Origin of the sequence: Streptomyces sp. DH12 (assembly GCF_020873895.1) — a bacterium.
In the GTDB taxonomy this organism is placed as follows: domain Bacteria; phylum Actinomycetota; class Actinomycetes; order Streptomycetales; family Streptomycetaceae; genus Streptomyces.
The window spans coordinates 299,912-317,861 of record NZ_JAHWGT010000001.1; the positions used below are offsets into that span (position 1 = coordinate 299,912).

Sequence of the window (17,950 nt, forward strand, 5' to 3'; positions counted from 1 at the left end):
TGACGGCGCGTGCCCCGACGCACCGACCGTGTGTCGGGGCACACGCATGTCGCAACCCCCTGACGGTAGTGGCCCACGGTGCGGGCGGAGCTCGCTCACAGGGGCTGACTCCCGTCAAACGGCCCCTTTTTCGCGGGGGCAGGGGCAGGCGCAGGGGGCAGGAGCCCAGGGCCCGGGAGCGGGAGCGGCCGGCCCGTGTGTCGGGGGCGTCGGCCAGGGTGGAGTACGCGGTGCCGGCTCGCGGCTGCCGGACGCCCCAGGTGCGCACCTACCCGGGTAGGGGCCCGCCGCGAGGTGAGGTGGAACGGTCCGCCGCCGTCGGGCTCGGGACGAGGAGTACGTCATGCAGTCGTTCACACCCACGACCTCCGCCCTCCGGCACGGTCGTCTTCCCCGTCGGGGCCGCCGCGCCGCCGCGGTCGTGCTGTTCGGCGCGACGCTGGCCGGGGCGGCGGGCGCGTCGGCGTCGGCCGCCCTGGCCGCACCGGCGCTGACGGCGGCGCCGGTCGCCGCGGTGGCGGAGGCGGACCCGCCGCTGACCTGCCCCTCGGGGGCCTGCCGCCGCGTCTCCACGGAGCTGGGCTCGCCGCGCGGGGCGGCGCTGAACAGCACGGGGGAGTGGCTGTACGTCATCGACGAGGCCCAGAAGGCCAGTCTCCACCGGGTGAACGCGCGGACGGGGGCGCGGGAGAAGGACCCCATCGCGACCGAGGCCGGTCACGCCGTCAGGCTGGCGGACGACCGCACCGCCTACTCGGTCGACTACGGTCCGGACAAGCTGTGGCGGATCGACCTGGAAACCGGCCGCAAGACGGAGGTCGCCACCCTGCTCAACCCCGTCGACCTCGCCCTGGACGGCAAGGGCAAGGCCTACGTGGTGACCCAGCAGGGCTCCATGACGCTCTTCGAGGTCGACCTCGCCACGGGGAAGGCATCCGAGATCTTCGTCGGGAACCACAGCCTGGCCGCGGTCGCCCTGGACGGCAGGGGCAACGCCTACGTCAACGAGACGTCCACCGACATCCTGTACCGGGTGTCGCTGGAGACCGGCCGCAAGACGAAGATCGCCGACGGTGTCAAGAGCAACTGGGTACTCCGCAAGGACGCCGGGGGCCGCCTCTACTACGTCACCGACGCCAACGGCGGCAGCCTGTACCGCGTGGACCCGGCGAAGCCCGCCCCGGTCGCCCCCGAGCTGCTGGTGACCGGACTCGGCAAGCCCATCTCGCTCGACTTCGAGCCCTCCGGCGCGGCCCTGATCGCCGACCGCTCGACGGGGACCCTGTGGCGGGTCACGCACGTCCTGCCGTCGACCCACGCCGCCACCGTCACCTCCGCCGGGGCCGGGACCAAGGTGACCGCGGGGGGTTTCGCCACTCCGGCCGTCAAGGTGCTCAACACCGGCGAGACCACGATCGGCACCGAACGGGTGGTCGTCACCGCCGGGCCGGGCACGAAGATCTCCTCGACGCGGATCGGCTGGTGGGCCAACGGCGCCTCCCACACGGCCGACTGCACCCGCTCCGCCGACAAGACGACCCTGACCTGCGACAAGGTGGACCTGAATCTCGCCTCCGGCGACCAGGCGACCGTCTGGGCGTCCGTCAAGGTCGACGCCGGCCTCGCCGTCGGCACCGAGCTGAAGACGACCTTCGCCTTCGGCGGACCCGTCTTCGCCACCGGCGACAGCACCTACAAGGTCACCGCCCCCTGACCCGAGGCGGCCGCTCCTCCGCCCCCGGGGCAGCGCCTCCGTCGCGCCGCTCCCCGCGGCGCGACGGAGGCGTCCCGGTGGCCGTGCTGCCGCCGGTCGCGGCCCGACGGCGCGGGGACCACGTACCGGTTCGGGGGCCTGCGGCAGCGTCGACGCTGACAGCGCTGGGGCGACATCGCTGTGGAGGACCGCCCCGGAGGCTTCCGCCGGACGCCTGGGCCGGTGTCAGCGGCAGTACCCGTGCGCGCTGCCCATGATCCGGGCGGTCTGCCGAGAGGTGGTGCCGAGTTCCTTCATCGTCTTCTTCGCCTGGTCGGCGAGCGCGGGGCCCTGGGCGGCGCAGAGGGCGTTGCCGTGGGTGAGGAGTGCCTCGTCGCTGATGCCGGCCATGTCCGGGTAGTGGGTGCGGACGGTCTTGAGGTAGAGCTCCGAGAGGACCCCCGTCAGCCGGCGCGGTCCTGGGCGGTCCTCGGAGGAGCGTGCCGGGGAGCCGCCCGGGGAGATCGCCGGGGGTGCCGGGGGCGGCGAGGTCGCGGCGGCCGTCGCCGCGGGGGCCGGGCTGTCGGACCGGTTGTCGCGGGAGTCGTCGCATGCCGAGGTGCCGGCGGCGACGACCGTCAGGCAGAGGACGAGCACGGGTAGGCGCTTCACTGTGTCTCTCCGGATCAAAGAGGTGGGCAGTGATCATCTTCGCCCGAAGCCGGCCCGAACGGCGAACGGATTGCGCCCATGCCCAACGGCCGCGAGGTGGCGCGGGGGTCGCTGCGGTGCGGACCCCCGCGCGTGCCCGGCACCCCCGCCCTCGTGCCCGGCACCCCCGGTGCCGGGCACGAGCGTTCGCGGCCGGGTCGTCCCGACCGACCCGTTCAGTCGTCCGAGGCCGGCTTCACGCCCTTGCAGGCGTCGGTGTCGTCCGCGGCGCCCGGAACCGCCGCCGCCTTCGCCGCGTTGAAGTTCGCCACGTACGCGTCGTGGTGGGCGGAGTCGTCGATCTTGAGGAGCGCTTCGTCGTTCTCGCGCAGGGCCGTGCCCGAGTAGTTGTGGCTGCCGGTCCAGACCAGCTTGTCGACCGCGCCGTCGTACTTGCCGTCGATCAGCAGGTACTTGGAGTGGATCACCGAGTTGGTGGTCTTGGGGTTGTCGTCCTCGTCGTGGTTGTGGCAGCGCAGCGTGGGGCCGCCGGAGGCGTGCAGGGCCTCCCACGTGCCCGGGGTCCCGGAGCCGGCGGCGCTGTCGGTCTCCGCGTAGAGCACCTCGACGGAGCAGCCCGCCCTCCGCAGCGCCGTCAGCTTCTCCGCGACGCCCTGGCGGGTCAGCCGCAGCACGGCGACGCGGACCTTGGTCTGGCGGGTGGTGGTGCCCTCGGTCCACTTGCAGGTCACGTTGTCGAGTGTGTTCCAGATGGTGTCCCGGGTGTTGCCCGATCCCGGGTAGGGGAAGAAGTACGCCTTGTAGGGGGAGTGGGCGACCGAGGTGTACGTCCACTTCTGCCAGTCCATGGCGACGAGCTTGGCGAAGTGGCTCTCGTACGTGCCGTACACGGCCGGGTTGGACGGGATCACGAAGGCGTCGTTCCACATGCGGGTGTACGCCGAGGGCGACATGTTCGACGAGCTCTGCACCACCACGTCGGATGCCCCGTCCACCTGGGAGAAGAGCCAGAACTTGTTGTGGTTCAGGCCGTTGCTCGGCAGCGCGTCGGGGTTGCCCAGACAGGACCGCTTGGGCGGGCACAGACCCACGAAGGACGCCTTGGTCCGGTCCGTGCCCAGGGCGCTCCGCAGGATGTCGTACGAACCGTCCGTGGGGATCACGCTCGTCGAGTCGAGCATGACCTGCACGTTCACCCCGCGCTGGGTGTGGGCGTCGGCCAGGGCCTGGGCCACCTTCTCGTCGTACAGGTGGTACAGCGCCACCTTGATGTCCGACTGGGGGGCCGCGGTGGATATGTAGGTCAGCAGCTTGATCCGGATGGCGTGCTGCTCCTCGTACGTGCCGGTCGGCCTGTTGAAGACCGGCCCCTCGGCCACGGCCGCCGCCGCCTCCCCGGTGCTGCCGACGTGTACCCCGGCGGTCAGCAGGATCGTGCTCAGGGCCGCAGCGAGCCTGCGTGACCTCCAGCGGAATGCGGTGCGCATGTTCTGGTCCCCTCCCGGAACGCCCCGCTGCCGCGGCAGCGGGCCTGACGTGTCGTCTCGCGTGGCCGACGGTCGGCACGCGACAGGTCGACGAGTCGACAGGGAATGGATCTTCCCAGAAGAACCGGAACGCCGTGTGCACGGGCCCGGTCGAGCCGCCGGACCGCCCCTACAACTCCAGGACCACACCAAGGGGTTGAGTCATCCCCGAGGTGGACCGGAGGTGCAGCCCAGCGAGTGATCCGCCCGGGGGCCGGCTCCTGAAGGATCCTTCCTGTCCGAACATGTGACCGGAAGGATCGATATCGTGCGCAGACGACGTCTCGCGCCCCTGGTGGCCGTGAGTGTCACGGCAACACTGGCCCCCGCGCTCGCCACTTCGACGGCTGCCGCCGCTCCGGCCGCCGCCCTGTCGACCGCCTCCGCCTCCCCGTCCGCGGCCAAGGGCGCGCTCGACCGGTACGTGAAGCAGAAGCCCCGGTGGAAGCGGTGCCACGCCGACACTCCGGCGGAGTTCGAATGCGCCACGGTCAAGGTCCCGCTGGACTACCGGGCCCCCACGGGCAAGCGGCTCGATCTGGCCATATCCCGGATCAGGAGCACCGCGCCCGACAAGCGGCGCGGTGTGCTGTTCTCCAACCCCGGCGGCCCCGGCGGCCAGGGTCTCCACATGCCGCTGGGGATGCTGGATAGTCTTCCCGCGTCCGCACGGCAGAGGTACGACCTCATCGGCTTCGACCCGCGCGGTGTGGGCCGGAGCAGCCCGCTCTCCTGCGGCTTGGAGCCCGAGGAGGAGAACTGGCTGCGACCGTACAAGAAGGAGACGTTCGGCCAGGACGTCGCCTGGGCGCGCGGCGTCGCCGACAAGTGCCGGCAGAAGGCCGGCGCCACGCTCCCGCACATCACCACCCGCAACACCGCGCGCGACATGGACCTGCTCCGGGCGATCCTCGGTGAGAGGCGGATCTCGTACGTGGGCTACTCCTACGGCACCTACCTGGGCGCCGTCTACACCCAGCTCTTCCCCGGCCGCGCCGACCGGTTCGTGCTGGACAGCGCGGTCGATCCGGGGCGCGCCTGGCGAGGGATGATCCAGTGGTGGGCGGAGGGCGCCGAGCCCGCGTTCGACCGGTGGACCGGGTGGGCCGCCGGGCGTTCGGAGAAGTACGGCCTCGGTGACACCGCGAAGGAGGTCGAGCGGACCTTCTGGAGCCTGGTCGCGCAGGCCGACGAGAAGCCCATCGAGGTCGACGGGCAGCCGACGACCGGTGACGACATCCGCAGCGGGATGCGCCAGGCGGTCTTCAGTCCCGAGTACGCCAGTGAGGCGCTCGTGGAGCTGAAGAAGGCGGCGGCGGGCGAGCCCGCCTCCGTGGAGCGGCTCGCGGCGTTCACGGACGCCGGGGCGGCCGGGGAGGCGGACGCCGTCCCCGGCGCGGCCCCCGGCGCCGCCCCCCGCTCGGCGGCCGATGGCGACGAGGTGCCGTCCGACAACATGACGGCGAGCTTCTGGGCCGTCGTGTGCGGCGACAACTCCGCCGCGTGGTCCCGCGACCCCGAGAGCTACCGGCGGGACGCCATCAGGGACAAGGCCCGCTACCCGCTCTACGGCGACTTCGCGTCCGGCATCAAGCCCTGCGCGTTCTGGGGCAAGTCCGTGGAACCGGTGACCGAGGTGGCCAACAGGGTCGGCTCCCTCGTCGTCCAGAACGAGTGGGACTCGCAGACCCCGCTGCCCAGCGGCCAGGCCCTGCACGCCACCCTGAAGCGTTCGAGGATGCTCACCGTCCTCAACGGCGAAGGCCACGGCGTGTACCCCAGCGGCAACGCCTGTACGGACGACACGGTCAACGGCTACCTGCTCACCGGCAGGCTCCCGGCGAAGGACGTCACCTGCGAGGCGACGGCCGAATCACAGGCGGAGGCACGGAGGAACCGGCAGCAGGACGAGCTTCCCGGCTCCCCGCTCCCGCAGCGCCTCCCGGACCGCTTCTGAGCCGGGCCGCGAGGCCCGCCGCCACCTGACTCCTCGACGAGGCTGCGGGGCCCTCCTGGGAAGGGGCCCGCAGCCTCGTGAGCCGTCGCCCCGGCGTGGCGCGGGAGACCCGGCGACGCCTCGGGCTCGACCGTCCCTGACCGCCCCCGCCCGTGCCCGACCGCCCCGCCGGTCGCCCCACGCCACCTCCGCGGAGAGCTCCGGCCGGCCCCGTGGACGACGCACCGTCGGACGCGGCCTCCGGCAGCCGCCGGGCACGGCGCCGCGTCCGGATACCGCCGGGCAGCGTGACGCGGTGAAAGCTGCGCCGTTGAACCAGACCGGACACGGACGAGGTCCGTGGTGGCAGGCAGCGCCGCCCGGCGTGGACGCGGCAGAACATGGGAAGTGAAGCGTGGCGAATTCTCGGGGACCCTCGGTGCGGCAGGGGACGGGTCCGTGGAGCGACCGGCTGGCCGGCCTCCCCGCGTCGGCCCAGTACCTGGCCCTGCTCGATCTGGTGCGGACCCGGCTGTCGGCGGTGACGGGCCGTACGGCCGTACGGCCCGTCGAGGCGACGTTCCCGTGGCGGCGGCTGGGAGTGCGGCGGCAGGTGGCGGAGCGGCTGCGCGCCGACCTGTCCGAGGCGACGGGCCTGCGGCTGCCGGCCACCTTGTTCTTCGACCACCCGACGCCCCACGCACTCGTGGGACACCTGCGGTCCGCGCTCCTGGGGACGCCCGAGCGCGACGGCCGCCCGTCGCCCGCCACGGCCGCCGACCCGGCGCCCACGGTGCAGGAGCCGCTCGCGATAGTCGGCCTGGCGTGCCGCCTGCCGGGGGGCGTCGACACCCCCGAGAAGCTGTGGCAGCTGGTCGCCGAGGGCAGGGACGCCGTCGGCGGGCTGCCCGAGGACCGCGGCTGGGACCTGGAGGCCCTGTACGACGCGGACCCGCGGTCACCGGGCACCACCTACACCCGCCACGGCGGGTTCCTCAGCGGCGTCGACCGGTTCGACCCCGACTTCTTCGGGATCGGCCCCCGCGAGGCCGTGGCCGTCGACCCGCAGCAGCGGCTCATGCTGGAGGTCTCCTGGGAGGCCATGGAACGCGCGGGCATCGACCCGCACGCACTGCGCGGCAGCCGTACCGGGGTGTTCGCCGGGGTCTCGCTCCAGGACTACGGGCCCGCGTGGTGCGAGGCCCCGCCGGAGGCGCAGGGCCACATGCTCACCGGCAACGCACTGGGCGTGGTGTCCGGCCGGATCGCGTACACCTTCGGCTTCGAGGGGCCGGCGCTGACCGTCGAGACGCAGTGCTCCGCTTCCCTCGTGGCACTGCACCTGGCCGGTCAGGCCCTCCGGACGGGCGACTGCGACCTGGCACTGGCCGGTGGGGTGACCGTGATGTCCACACCCGGCATGCTGTCGGAGTTCAGCCGCAAGCGGGGCCTGGCCCCGGACGGGCGGTGCAAGGCGTTCTCGGCCTCGGCGGACGGGACCGGGTGGGCCGAGGGGGCCGCCGTGGTCGTGCTGGAACGGCTCGCCGACGCGCGACGCCGGGGACACCGGGTGCTGGCGGTACTGCGGAGCACCGCCGTGAACCAGGACGGCGCGAGCAACGGGCTGACCGCACCCAGCGGCCCCGCGCAGGAACGGCTGATCCGCCGGGCGCTGGCCAACGCGGGACTGCGGGCCGCCGACGTCGACGCGGTCGAGGCACACGGCACCGGGACCCCCCTGGGCGATCCGATCGAGGCGCGGGCGATCATCGCCGCCTACGGGGAGGGCCGGCCCGCGGGGCGGCCGCTCCGCCTCGGGTCGCTGAAGTCGAACATCGGGCACGCCCAGGCCGCCGCCGGAGCCGCCGGGGTGATCAAGATGGTCATGGCCCTGCACCACGGGGTGCTGCCGCGCACCCTGCACGTCACCGAGCCGTCACCGCACGTCGACTGGTCCGCGGGGGACGTGGAGCTGCTGCGCGAGCCGGTCGCGTGGCCCCCGCTCGCGGACCGTCCGCGCCGGGCGGCCGTGTCGGCGTTCGGGGTCAGCGGCACCAACGCCCACGCCATCATCGAGGAGGCACCCGGCGCAGGCGGTGACACCACCACCGCTCCCGCCGCGAAGGACGCCGCTCCCGCCGTGACGGACACCGCCGTACCGGCCGCCCGGGACACGGCCGCTTCCGCCGTGGCGGACACCGCCGTACCGGCCGCCCGGGACACCGCCGCTCCCGCCGTGACGGGCGCCGCCTCCGCCGCCGAGGACACCGCCGTCCCCGTCGTGCTGTCGGGCCGTACGGCGACGGCGCTGCGCGAGCAGGCGCGTCGGCTCGCCGCGCACGTGGCCGCCCGGCAGGAGGTGACGCCGCTCGACGCCGGGTTCACCCTCGCGGGCCGTACCCGCTTCGAGCACCGTGCGGTCGCCGCCGTCACCGACCGGGCGGAACTGCTGGGTGCCGTGGAGGCGCTCGCCGAAGGACGCCCGGCGCCCGGACTGGTCACCGGCAAGGTGTGCGCCGAGGTGGCGGACGGCCGGCCGGCCGTGCTCTTCACCGGCCAGGGCAGCCAGCGCCCCGGCATGGGACGGGGCCTGTACGCGGCCCACCCCGTCTTCGCGCGCGCCCTGGACGAGGTGTGCCTGCGCATGGCGCCCCATCTGGAACGGCCGCTGCGCGAGGTGATGTTCGCGCCGGACCGGTCGGCCGACGCCGAGCTGCTGCACCTGACCGCCTATGCCCAGCCCGCGCTGTTCGCGTACGAGACCGCCCTGTACCGGCTCGTGGAGTCCTGGGGGGTGCGGCCCGCCGCGCTGCTCGGGCACTCCCTCGGGGAGCTGACGGCGGCCCACGTCGCCGGGGTGTGGTCGCTGGACGACGCCTGCACACTGGTCGCCGCACGCGGCAGAGCGATGCAGGCCTGCCCGCCCGGCGGCGCGATGACGTCGGTCGAGGCGACCGAGGAGGAGGTGCTGCACTCCCTGACCGGGATCGAGGACCGGGTCGCCGTCGCCGCGGTCAACGGCCCCGACTCCACCGTGGTCGCGGGTGACGCGGAGGCGGTCGGGCACCTCGCCGCCGCGTGGGAGGCACGGGGCCGCAGGATCCGCGCGCTGACCGTCAGCCACGCCTTCCACTCCCCGCACATGGACCGCGCGCTGGACGAACTGCGCGCCGTGGCCGAGACCCTCACGTACCACCCGCCCACCGTGCCGGTGGTCTCCAACCTCGTCGGGGAGGTGGCCACCGCCGAGCAACTCGCCTCCCCCGAGTACTGGGTGCGCCACGTCCGCCGGCCCGTCAGGTTCCTGGACGGAGTCCGCCGCCTGCACGGCGAGGGCGCCACCGGCTACCTGGAACTCGGCCCCGACGCCGTGCTCACCGCCCTGGTCCCCGGCTGCCTGCCCGAGGGCGCGCAGGCGGTGGTCGCGGCGGCCGCCAGGAGGGGGCGCCCGGAGGGCCGGACACTCCTGACGGCTCTCGCCGCGCTCCACGTGCAGGGCTTCGGCGTCGATTGGAGGGCGCCGTTCGACGGGCGAGGCGCGACCCGCGTCGAGTTGCCGACGTACGCCTTCCAGCGCAGGCGGTACTGGCTCGACCAGCGCGGCCGACCCGGGCCGGCCCCGGCGCCGACCGCGGTGCCGGACCCGGCACCGGCACCTGTCCCGGTGCCGGCGCAGCGGCGCCGTACCGGCGGACCGGCGCGGTGGCGCTACCGCACGGTGTGGCGGTACCAGGACGTCCCGCCGGCGATCGGCCACCACCCCCTGACCGGGGTGTGGCCCGTGCTGGTGCCGCCCGCGGGTGTGGACGGGGAGACGGTGGCCAGGCTGTCCTGGGTCGTCGAGCGCGCGGGCGGCACGGCCCTGCCGATCCGGCTGGACACCGGGGACGCCGACCGGGCGCGCGTCGCGGAACTCCTGGGACGGCGGCTGCCTCGCGGCGGGGACGGGCCCGGCGGCGTCCTGTCACTGCTCGGCCTCGCCACGACCCCGCACGCCGCCCGGCCGCCGGTCGGCGACGGCCTCCCCCTCACCGTCGCCCTCGCGCAGGCACTGGCCGACCTGGACCTCCCCGCACCCCTGTGGTGCGTCACCCGCGGCGCGGTCGCGGTCGACGCCACCGAGAGCCCCACCGCACCCGCACAGGCGATGCTCTGGGGGCTGGGCCGCACCCTCGCCCTGGAACGGCCGCGTGGCTGGGGCGGCCTCGTCGACCTCCCGGCCGCCCCGGACGACCAGGCGCTCATGTGGCTGGGCACCGCGCTGACCGCGCCCCGGGGCGAGGACCAGCTCGCGGTCCGCCCCTCCGGGCTGTTCGCCCGCCGCCTGGAGAGGGCGGATCCGCGCCGCGCGGAGCCGGCGCGGTGGCGTCCGCGCGGGACCGTCCTGATCACCGGTGGCACGGGCGCGCTCGGCGCCCGGTCCGCCCGGTGGCTGGCCCGCAACGGCGCCCGGCGACTGGTGCTGACCAGCCGCCGGGGCATGGACGCGCCCGGCGCGCCGCGACTGGCCGACGAACTGCGGGCGGCGGGGTGCGACGTGCTGGTCAGGGCCTGCGACGTCGCGGACCGGCAGCAGGTCGCCGCCCTCCTGGCCGCGCTGCCCGACGACGAACCGCTGACGGCCGTGGTGCACGCGGCCGGGACCGCAGGACGCCTCGCGCCGCTGGCGGAGACGGACCTGGCGGAGTTCGCCGACGTGGTCGCCGGGAAGGCGGCGGGCGCCGCCCACCTGGACGAACTCCTGGCCGGCACACCGCTGGACGCCTTCGTCCTGTTCTCCTCCGTCGCCGGGACGTGGGGCTCCACCGGTCAGGCGGCGTACGGCGCGGGCAACGCCTTCCTCGACGCCCTCGCACAGCACCGCGCCGCCCGCGGGCTCGCCGCGACCGCGGTGGCCTGGGGGCCGTGGGCCGAGGCGGGGATGGGTACCGAGCGCTCCCTGCGGGACGTGCTGCGGAGGGGAGGGCTGCTGCCCATGGCGCCCGACCGGGCGACGGACGAGCTGTGGCGGGCCGTCGCGGCCGGCGAGTCGGCGCTGACCGTCGCCGACGTCGACTGGGAACGCTTCCTGCCGTCGTTCACGGCCCGCCGGGAGAGCCGGTTCTTCGACAAGCTGCGGGAGACGTCCCCGACCGGCGCCTCCAAGGCCCCCGCCGCCCCGGCGGACCCGGAGGGCGGGCCCGCCGCCCCGGCCGCCGTCCCCCTGGCCGCCCTGCCGGGCGCCGATCGCGCCCGGGCGGCGCTGACCCTGGTCCGCGCGCAGGCGGCGGCCGTACTCGGCCACCCGTCAGGGGAGGACGTCGACCCCGTACGGCGCTTCCTGGAGCTGGGCTTCGACTCGCTGGCCTCCGTGGAGCTGAGCCGACGGCTCTCCTCGGCGACGGGACTCGCGCTGGCCACCCCGGTGGTCTTCGAGCATCCGACCGCCGCCGACCTCGCCCGCCACATCGCGGAGCTGTCCGCGCTCTCGACCTCGGCGGCCCCACCCGCCCCGGCACCCACCGGACCGGCGGCCGGAGTGCGCGACCTCTACCGCCGGGCGGCCAACTCCGGCAAGTTCATGGAGGGCGTCGGCGTGCTGCGGGCGGCCGCGAAACTGCGCCCGGTCTGCCACGACCCGGCCGGTTTCGGCAGCTGCCGGGAGATGGTCCGGCTCGCCTCCGGCCCGTCGTCCCCCGCCCTGGTGTGCCTGCCGCCGATGGTCGCCCCGTCCGGGCCGCACAACTTCGCCCGGCTCGCCCTGCACCTGCACGGCCTGCACGACGTGTACGCGCTCCCGCTCCCCGGCTTCGGCGACGGCGAACCGCTCCCGGCCACCCGCGACCTCGTCGTCGACCTCCAGGCCGACGCGGTGGTGCGGCAGTTCGGGACGGCCCCGTTCGCCCTGGCCGGGTACTCCTCGGGGGGCTGGCTGGCGCACGCGGTCGCCGCCCGGCTGGAGGCCCGGGGCGTACGACCGGAAGCCGTGGTGCTGCTCGACACCTGGTTCTCGACGGACACCGTCCCGGAGGAGTACGTCACCCGGCAGCTCCAGGGCATCGTCGTCAACGACCAGGCGTTCGCCCTGATGACGGAGGACCAGGTCACCGCGCAGGGAGCGTACGTGGACCTGTTCGACGGCTGGCTGCCCGAGACGATCGGGACGCCGGTCCTCCTCACCCGGGCCGCCGGTGGGGCACCGCCCACCGCACCGGGCAGCCGGCAGGGCGGGCGGTCGGCCGCGGTGGAAGGGCCCATCCGCACCTGGGAGTTCGACCACGACGTGCTGGACGTACCGGGCGACCACCAGACGATGATGGCCGAGTACGCGTCCGACACCGCCCGAGCCCTGCACGCCTGGCTGCGGAAGCGGTGAGCGGCCCGGGGTGGCTCCGCCCCGCACCGGGCGGAGCCACCCGGGGCCCACCGGCGGCCACCGGCCCTGACCCGCTCCCACCGGCGCCCGGGCGGGCGGTACGCCCCCGGGATCCCGTACGGCCGTTCCCGCGGCCGTCGCCCCGACCCCGGGAACCGTGAGGACCGCCAGCGGCGAAGGCGCCCCTGCCCACGCGGGCGCGTGCAGCGGCGGCAGCCGGACCACGCCCGTGCCCGGGTCTCCGGCGTTCTCACCGAGGTGGTGTGCCTTGTCGTGCGCCGCCGGTTCGAGCCGCTCGCGCGGGTGTCCTCTCGACGGGCGGCTGACCGGCGGAGTCCGTCGGCGCGGCCGCCCGCTCCGCGACCCGCGTGGCCGGTTCGGCGGGCGGGCCGGTACACGGCAGGGCGGCCCCGTCCGGTACGAGCCGGAGCCGTTCGGCGTCGGGGTCGTGGGCGATCGCGTCGCCCGGCAGTTGGAAGTGGACCGCCATCCGGGCGCCTGCCAGATACGCGTCCAGCCCGGCGCGGCAGTACGCCACCATCCCCGTGGGCAGGGCGTCCAGGCGCGTCCACTCCACGGCGTCGCAGCCGTCCGGCTCCGCGACCTGCGGCTCCCCCCTCCACCGCCGGACCTCGAAGAGGAAACCGGTGCGGGACGAGCCGCCGGGGCTGCGGTGGTGCACGGTGACGGCCGCCCGCACGTCGGCCGGGTCGACGACGACGTCGGTCTCTTCCCACGCCTCGCGGACCACGGCGGTGACGACGTCCTCGTGCGGACCGTCCGGATGCCCGGACGGCAGGTGCCACAGACCCGAGGCGTACACGTCCCCGGCCCGGCGGGACAGCAGGACCTCCGCGCCCGCCGCGCCGTCACGGCGCAGCACCAGGTGGACGTCGATCGCCTCCCGGTGCCGCCGCGCGACCGCCTCCCCGCGCTGACGCTCCCCGCGCACGGTCCGCGCGCTTTCCCGCCGGCTCACGCGTGGGACCCGTGCTTCTCGCCGCCCGGGCCCCAGGGCACCTGGTTCACCTGGTAGGACAGCAACTGCTGGAACGGGCCGGGCTGTCGCGCGAGCTCCGCGTAGCTGCCCTCCTGGACGATCCGGCCCTCGTCGAGGACCACGATCCGGTCCGCGACGGCGACGTTGGTGATGCGGTGGGTCACCAGCAGCACCACCCGGTCCCGGGCCAGGGCCCGGAGCCGCTGGAAGATCCGGTACTCGGCCCGGGGGTCGAGGTTCGCGGTCGGCTCGTCGAGGACCAGCAGCCCGGCCCGGCGGAAGAACGCCCTCGCGAGGGCGATGCGCTGCCACTGGCCACCGCTGAGTTCCTCCCCGTTGAGCCACTCACGCGCGAGGAGGGTGTCCAGCCCGGCCCCGAGCCGCTCGACGACCTCGTCGGCGCCGGCCGCCTCGCACGCCTCGCGCACCGCCGCGTCGCCGCGCGCCGACGGCTGCCCCTGGGTGACGTTCTCCCGCACGGTCAGCGGCCAGTGCGCGTAGTCCTGCGGCACCAGGGCGACCTGCTGCCACAGCGCCGACGGGTCAGCCTCCCGGGTGGGGACGCCGTCCCACGTCACCTGCCCGCCCGACGGCAGGTACAGGCCGCTGACCAGCTTCGACAACGTCGACTTCCCCGAACCGTTGAACCCGACCAGGGCGGTGACCTCCCCGCGGCGCAAGGTCAGCGACACGTCGGACAGGGCGTCGCGGTCCTTGCCCGCGTACCGGTGGGTGACCGACTCGACCGCGATCGTCCTCGGCGGTTCGGGACGGTGCGCGCCCCGCCGCATCCGAAATCCTCCGGCCTTGTCCAGGAAGCCGCTCCAGTCGTCCATGTACAGCCCCGTGCGCACGGCGCGCGCCCCGACGGCCACCAGCCCGCGGACCGACTGGCCCACCGTCTGCAGGGCGAAGACCGCCGTCCCGGCGTGCCCGACGCTGATCCTGCCGGTGGCGAGCAACCACACGACCGCGGCCCAGACGACCGCAGATCCCACCCCTCCGCACACCGCGCCCGCCAACGACATACGGGCGCCCTTGTCGGCCGCGGCCCGGTCCTCCCGGTTGATCCGGGCGACCGTCTGCCGGTACCGGCCGGACAGGAAGGCGGCCATGGTGCCGGCGCGGATCTGGTCGGCGGCGTCCTTGGTGTAGATGTGCCAGCGCAGTACCGACAGCATCCGCTGGTCGCCGTTGCTGCGCAGGTTCGCCAGGTACCGCACACGGGCGGCGCTGACCTGGGCCACCGCCTGCGGCAGGCTGGCCGCCACCAGCAGCGGCAGCAGGATCCAGTGCACGCCCGCCAGCACGACCGCCCCGGCGAGGAAGCCGGCGGACGAGGCGATGAGGTCCTGGCCCTCGTCGATCAGGTCACCGGTGACCTGCGCTCCGCGGTCGGCGGCCTCGCGGTCCCGGTTGAAGTCGGGCTCGTCATAGGCGCACAGCTCCACCTCGGCACAGCCGGTGAGCAGCATCTGCTCCGCCTCGCGCGACATCAGCGGACCGAGGCGCGAGGACAGCCAGTTGACGGTGATCCCCAGTAGGGCGCGCACTCCGGCCGCGCCGGCCAGCAGAGCCACGGACGGCCAGGCTTCCAGGAGCCGGTGGTAGACGTCTCCGTCGGCGAGCAGAGCGGTCAGGGTGCCGCTGATGGCGATCAGGCCGACGGCCTGCATCACCCCGGCGGCGGCCTGGCACAGCAGGAGGCCGGTGGTCGCCCGCCGGTCGACCCGCCAGGCCAGGGCCAGCGAGCGCCGCACCAGCCGGGGCAGCCGCCGGGCCATGTCCCGCAACCGAATGGACCGACCGGCCGCTTCACGCCTGCCGGTCAAGTCGACGAAGCGCAGTTGCGGCTCCTCGCCGGTCGTCGCCGCCTCGGCCCCCGGCCCGCTGCCGGAGAGGTCGCCGGGCCGGCCGCCCGGCGGTGTGGAGGTGGGGGTGGCGCGCGGCCCCGGGACCTTGTCGGCCGGCGGGTCGGTGGACTCGCTCATGCCGCCCGTCCCGTGCCCGTCCGTGCCGCGTGGCGGGTGACGGCGTGCGCCTGCCGCAGGCGCGGAGGGGGAGGGCCCGCTGCGGGCCGAGGCCGAAACCGGGAGACGGGTACGGGCTTCATGGCGTCCTCCATCAGGGCGGGTGAGCGGTACCGCTGATCCGGGACCACCCCGCGGGGGCAGGGCGTCCGGTGTGGTCGACAGGCTCAACGACCCGGCTCGGGTGTCGAACGTGTGTGTTTCGGTCGCTGACGAAATGCCGGAGCGGAGCGCCTGGCGGAGCATGGCCGATGCACCGACCCGTCCCCACAACAGGGGGCACGACGTGCGTCCCTTGGCCGAAACGCCGCGACTTCACCCGGCGTCCTGCCCAGGTGCCGAAGCGCTCGCCGTCACGTGCGCCCGCGCCCATGCGCCCGCGCCCGCGCTTGCGCCTGCGGTTCCCGGCCGGGACCTGCCGGTGCGCCGGCGGGGAAGCCCCCTGCCCCTGCCCCTCCACCCGCAGCGGTGACCACGGGGCGTCACACTGAGGCCCAGGTCGTCCGGCGGCTCTCGTGGACGCGCCGCCAGGGGCCGGGTCCCCTGCGCCGTCTGCGATGGCTGCGCAGTGGTGGCTGTGATGCTGGCGGCATGACCCCTTGGAGCCTGCTCGATCTCGACAGGGCCCTGCGTTCCGTCTGGGCCGCCGACACGTGTTCGCCGGATGACCAGGCCGACTGGCGCCCGGACAATCCGGCCTGGGGACACTGCGACATCACGGCTTTGGTCGTCAACGACGTCTTCGGCGGTGATCTCGTGGTCGGCGAAGTGTTTCTCGACGGGTCCCAGCACGGCTTCCACTGGTGGAACCGGTTGGCCGGCGGTGTGGAACTCGACCTCACGCGCGAGCAGTTCACCTGCGGACAGGTCATCACGGCTGCCCGTGTCGTCGTGCGACCGCCGGGCCCCCTGCCGCGACGCCGGGAGCAGTACCTCCTCCTGCGCGAGCGGGTCATCGGACGCCTCGGTCCGCTTCCGGAGCCCGTCCGAGGGGGATGAGGGGCAGCTCGGTCGGCTCAGCGGGACCACGCCCCGTCCACCGGTGGCCCGGATGACATCGAGGCCGGCCCTCGGTCAGGACGACGTGAGCGGTGTCAGGAGCCGGTCGACGGCGGCGGTGGCCGGCCCCTCCGGCGTGATCGCAACGAAGCCCGAGGGATGGAGGTTCGAGGTCACGAGCACGGACCGGTGTCCGTGGACGGCGTCGGTGACGTGGTCGAACGCCTGAGGCGGGCGGTCGCCCCGCCTCCCGCGCCCAGCCGGCTCCAGCCGACCACTCCGACCCACGCCCTCCTCACCAGGCCGCCGAGCTGCCGAGTTGCCGAACCGCCCGCAGGCTCGTTACCCGGGCAACGCCGGACCTCTCACCGACGCAGGCCAGGCCCAGGGCACATCCGGCGGCGCCCTGCCCAGCACGCGACACGGCGCTCCCGGCCGCTCGGCGACCTACTCGCCCTCCGGGCGTCTCGTCCGCGCGCTGGGAAGCGCCTCTCGCACCACAGGAGTACACATGACCCCCACCGGCGCGTCCCGCTGCCCCTTCGACTTCAGCGAGCGACTGGACTTCGACCCCTCGCTCGCGCGGCTGATGGCGGAGGGCCCGGTGAGCCGGATCCGGCTCCCGTACGGCCAGGCCGAGGCATGGCTGGTCACCACCTTCGACGGCGTACGCCAGGTCACGACGGACCCGAGGTTCAGCCGCGCCGCCATCGTCGGCCACGACTACCCCCGGCTGACCGCGGAGCCCATCGTCTCCCCGGAATCGCTCAACGTGATGGACCCGCCGCGCAGCAACCGGCTGCGCCACGCCGCCGCGCGCGCCTTCACCTCCGGCCCCGTGCGCCGGATGAGGCCGGCCATCGAACGCGTGGCCGCGCGCCTCCTGGACGACATGGTCGAGCACGGCCCGCCGGCCGACCTGGTCCGGCACCTCTCCGTCCGGCTGCCCCACCACACCATCTGCGAACTGCTGGACGTACCCGAAGCCGACCGGCCCCTGATGCTGGACCGTACGCAGCAGATGCTGGCCACCTCACCCGGTGCCCGGCAAACGGCGGCGGCCGCCAAGCAGTACCTGCGCGACTACTTCACCGCACTGGTCGCCCAGCGGCGGACGACGCCCGGGGACGACCTGCTCAGCGCCATGGCCACCCCCGGCCACGAGGACGACGACGAGCCGCTGAGCGACGACGAACTGGCCGTACTGGCGCTGACGCTCATCCTCAGCGGGAACGACACAGCCACCTGTCAGATCAGCAACATCACCTACACCCTGCTCACCAACCCGGCACCCCGCGCCCTGCTGCAGCGCCACCCCGAACGCCTGCCACGGGTACTGGACGAACTCCTGCGACACATCCCCTTCCGCAAGGGCGTCGGCATCCCGCGCATGGCCCTGCGAGACGTGGACCTGGAGGGAACGCGCATCCGCGCGGGCGACTTCGTCCACGTCTCCTACCTGGCCGCCAACCGGGACCCGGCCGTCTTCCCCGACCCGGACACCCTCGACTTCGACCGTGCGCCGCACCCCCATATGACGTTCGGCTGGGGCGGCCACCACTGCATCGCCACGGCCCTGGCACGCGCGGAACTGGAAACGGCGATCGGCGCCCTCCTCACCCGCTTCCCCCACCTGCGCCTCGCCGTACCCGACTCGGAGGTGCGATGGGACACGGAGACCATCCGACGCTTCCCCCTCCGGTTGCCCGTGAGCTGGTGAGGGGAGCGGCAGGCCCCCG

The 17,950-nt window shown here is 74.5% G+C and carries 9 protein-coding genes; 5 read left to right on the top strand and 4 right to left on the bottom strand.

Going from position 1 to position 17,950, the window contains the following annotated elements:
- The first annotated feature begins 343 nt into the window (after window positions 1-343).
- The gene (locus LPA54_RS01370; protein ID WP_228973181.1) at window positions 344-1,714 is read left to right on the top strand and encodes a hypothetical protein; all 1,371 of its coding nucleotides are present in this window, start codon (window positions 344-346) and stop codon (window positions 1,712-1,714) included.
- 225 nt (window positions 1,715-1,939) lie between these two features.
- Here LPA54_RS01370 and LPA54_RS01375 read toward each other — a convergent pair whose 3' ends face one another.
- Window positions 1,940-2,365 (bottom strand): hypothetical protein, encoded by a 426-nt coding sequence (locus LPA54_RS01375; protein WP_228973182.1) that lies wholly within the window; start codon window positions 2,363-2,365, stop codon window positions 1,940-1,942.
- 215 nt (window positions 2,366-2,580) lie between these two features.
- On the bottom strand, window positions 2,581-3,852 hold the full coding sequence (locus LPA54_RS01380) for a phospholipase D-like domain-containing protein (RefSeq protein WP_228973183.1): 1,272 nt from the start codon (window positions 3,850-3,852) through the stop codon (window positions 2,581-2,583).
- 307 nt (window positions 3,853-4,159) lie between these two features.
- Here LPA54_RS01380 and LPA54_RS01385 point away from each other — a divergent pair, with 307 nt between their 5' ends.
- Together LPA54_RS01385 and LPA54_RS01390 are read left to right on the top strand one after the other, a co-directional pair.
- A complete protein-coding gene (locus LPA54_RS01385) occupies window positions 4,160-5,848 on the top strand; it encodes an alpha/beta hydrolase (protein WP_228973184.1) in 1,689 nt (562 codons plus the stop codon).
- A 394-nt stretch (window positions 5,849-6,242) separates the two neighbouring features.
- Window positions 6,243-12,182 carry a type I polyketide synthase gene (locus tag LPA54_RS01390; protein WP_228973185.1) on the top strand — a complete coding sequence of 1,980 codons (5,940 nt, stop codon included), beginning with the start codon at window positions 6,243-6,245 and terminating at the stop codon, window positions 12,180-12,182.
- A gap of 250 nt (window positions 12,183-12,432) precedes the next feature.
- Here the strand turns inward: LPA54_RS01390 and LPA54_RS01395 are convergent, their stop codons facing one another.
- Together LPA54_RS01395 and LPA54_RS01400 are read right to left on the bottom strand one after the other, a co-directional pair.
- The gene (locus LPA54_RS01395) at window positions 12,433-13,161 is read right to left on the bottom strand and encodes an NUDIX domain-containing protein (RefSeq protein ID WP_228973186.1); all 729 of its coding nucleotides are present in this window, start codon (window positions 13,159-13,161) and stop codon (window positions 12,433-12,435) included.
- Window positions 13,158-15,029, bottom strand: a complete 1,872-nt coding sequence (locus tag LPA54_RS01400; protein ID WP_228973263.1) for an ABC transporter ATP-binding protein — start codon at window positions 15,027-15,029, stop codon at window positions 13,158-13,160. The genes LPA54_RS01395 and LPA54_RS01400 overlap by 4 nt, the downstream gene beginning before the upstream one ends.
- A 774-nt stretch (window positions 15,030-15,803) precedes the next feature.
- On the opposite strand from LPA54_RS01400, the gene LPA54_RS01405 reads away from it, so the two are divergent.
- Together LPA54_RS01405 and LPA54_RS01410 are read left to right on the top strand one after the other, a co-directional pair.
- Complete coding sequence (locus LPA54_RS01405) at window positions 15,804-16,211, top strand: hypothetical protein (RefSeq protein ID WP_228973187.1); 408 nt, start codon at window positions 15,804-15,806, stop codon at window positions 16,209-16,211.
- A 511-nt stretch (window positions 16,212-16,722) separates the two neighbouring features.
- Window positions 16,723-17,931, top strand: coding sequence for a cytochrome P450 (locus LPA54_RS01410; protein WP_228973188.1), 1,209 nt, complete (start codon window positions 16,723-16,725; stop codon window positions 17,929-17,931).
- The last annotated feature ends 19 nt before the right edge of the window (window positions 17,932-17,950 follow it).

Coding starts and splice junctions, on each gene's coding strand:
- LPA54_RS01370 (WP_228973181.1), top strand. CDS start 344: ATGCAGTCGTTCACACCCACGACCTCCGCCCTCCGGCACGGTCGTCTT.
- LPA54_RS01380 (WP_228973183.1), bottom strand. CDS start 3,852: ATGCGCACCGCATTCCGCTGGAGGTCACGCAGGCTCGCTGCGGCCCTG.
- LPA54_RS01405 (WP_228973187.1), top strand. CDS start 15,804: ATGACCCCTTGGAGCCTGCTCGATCTCGACAGGGCCCTGCGTTCCGTC.
- LPA54_RS01410 (WP_228973188.1), top strand. CDS start 16,723: ATGACCCCCACCGGCGCGTCCCGCTGCCCCTTCGACTTCAGCGAGCGA.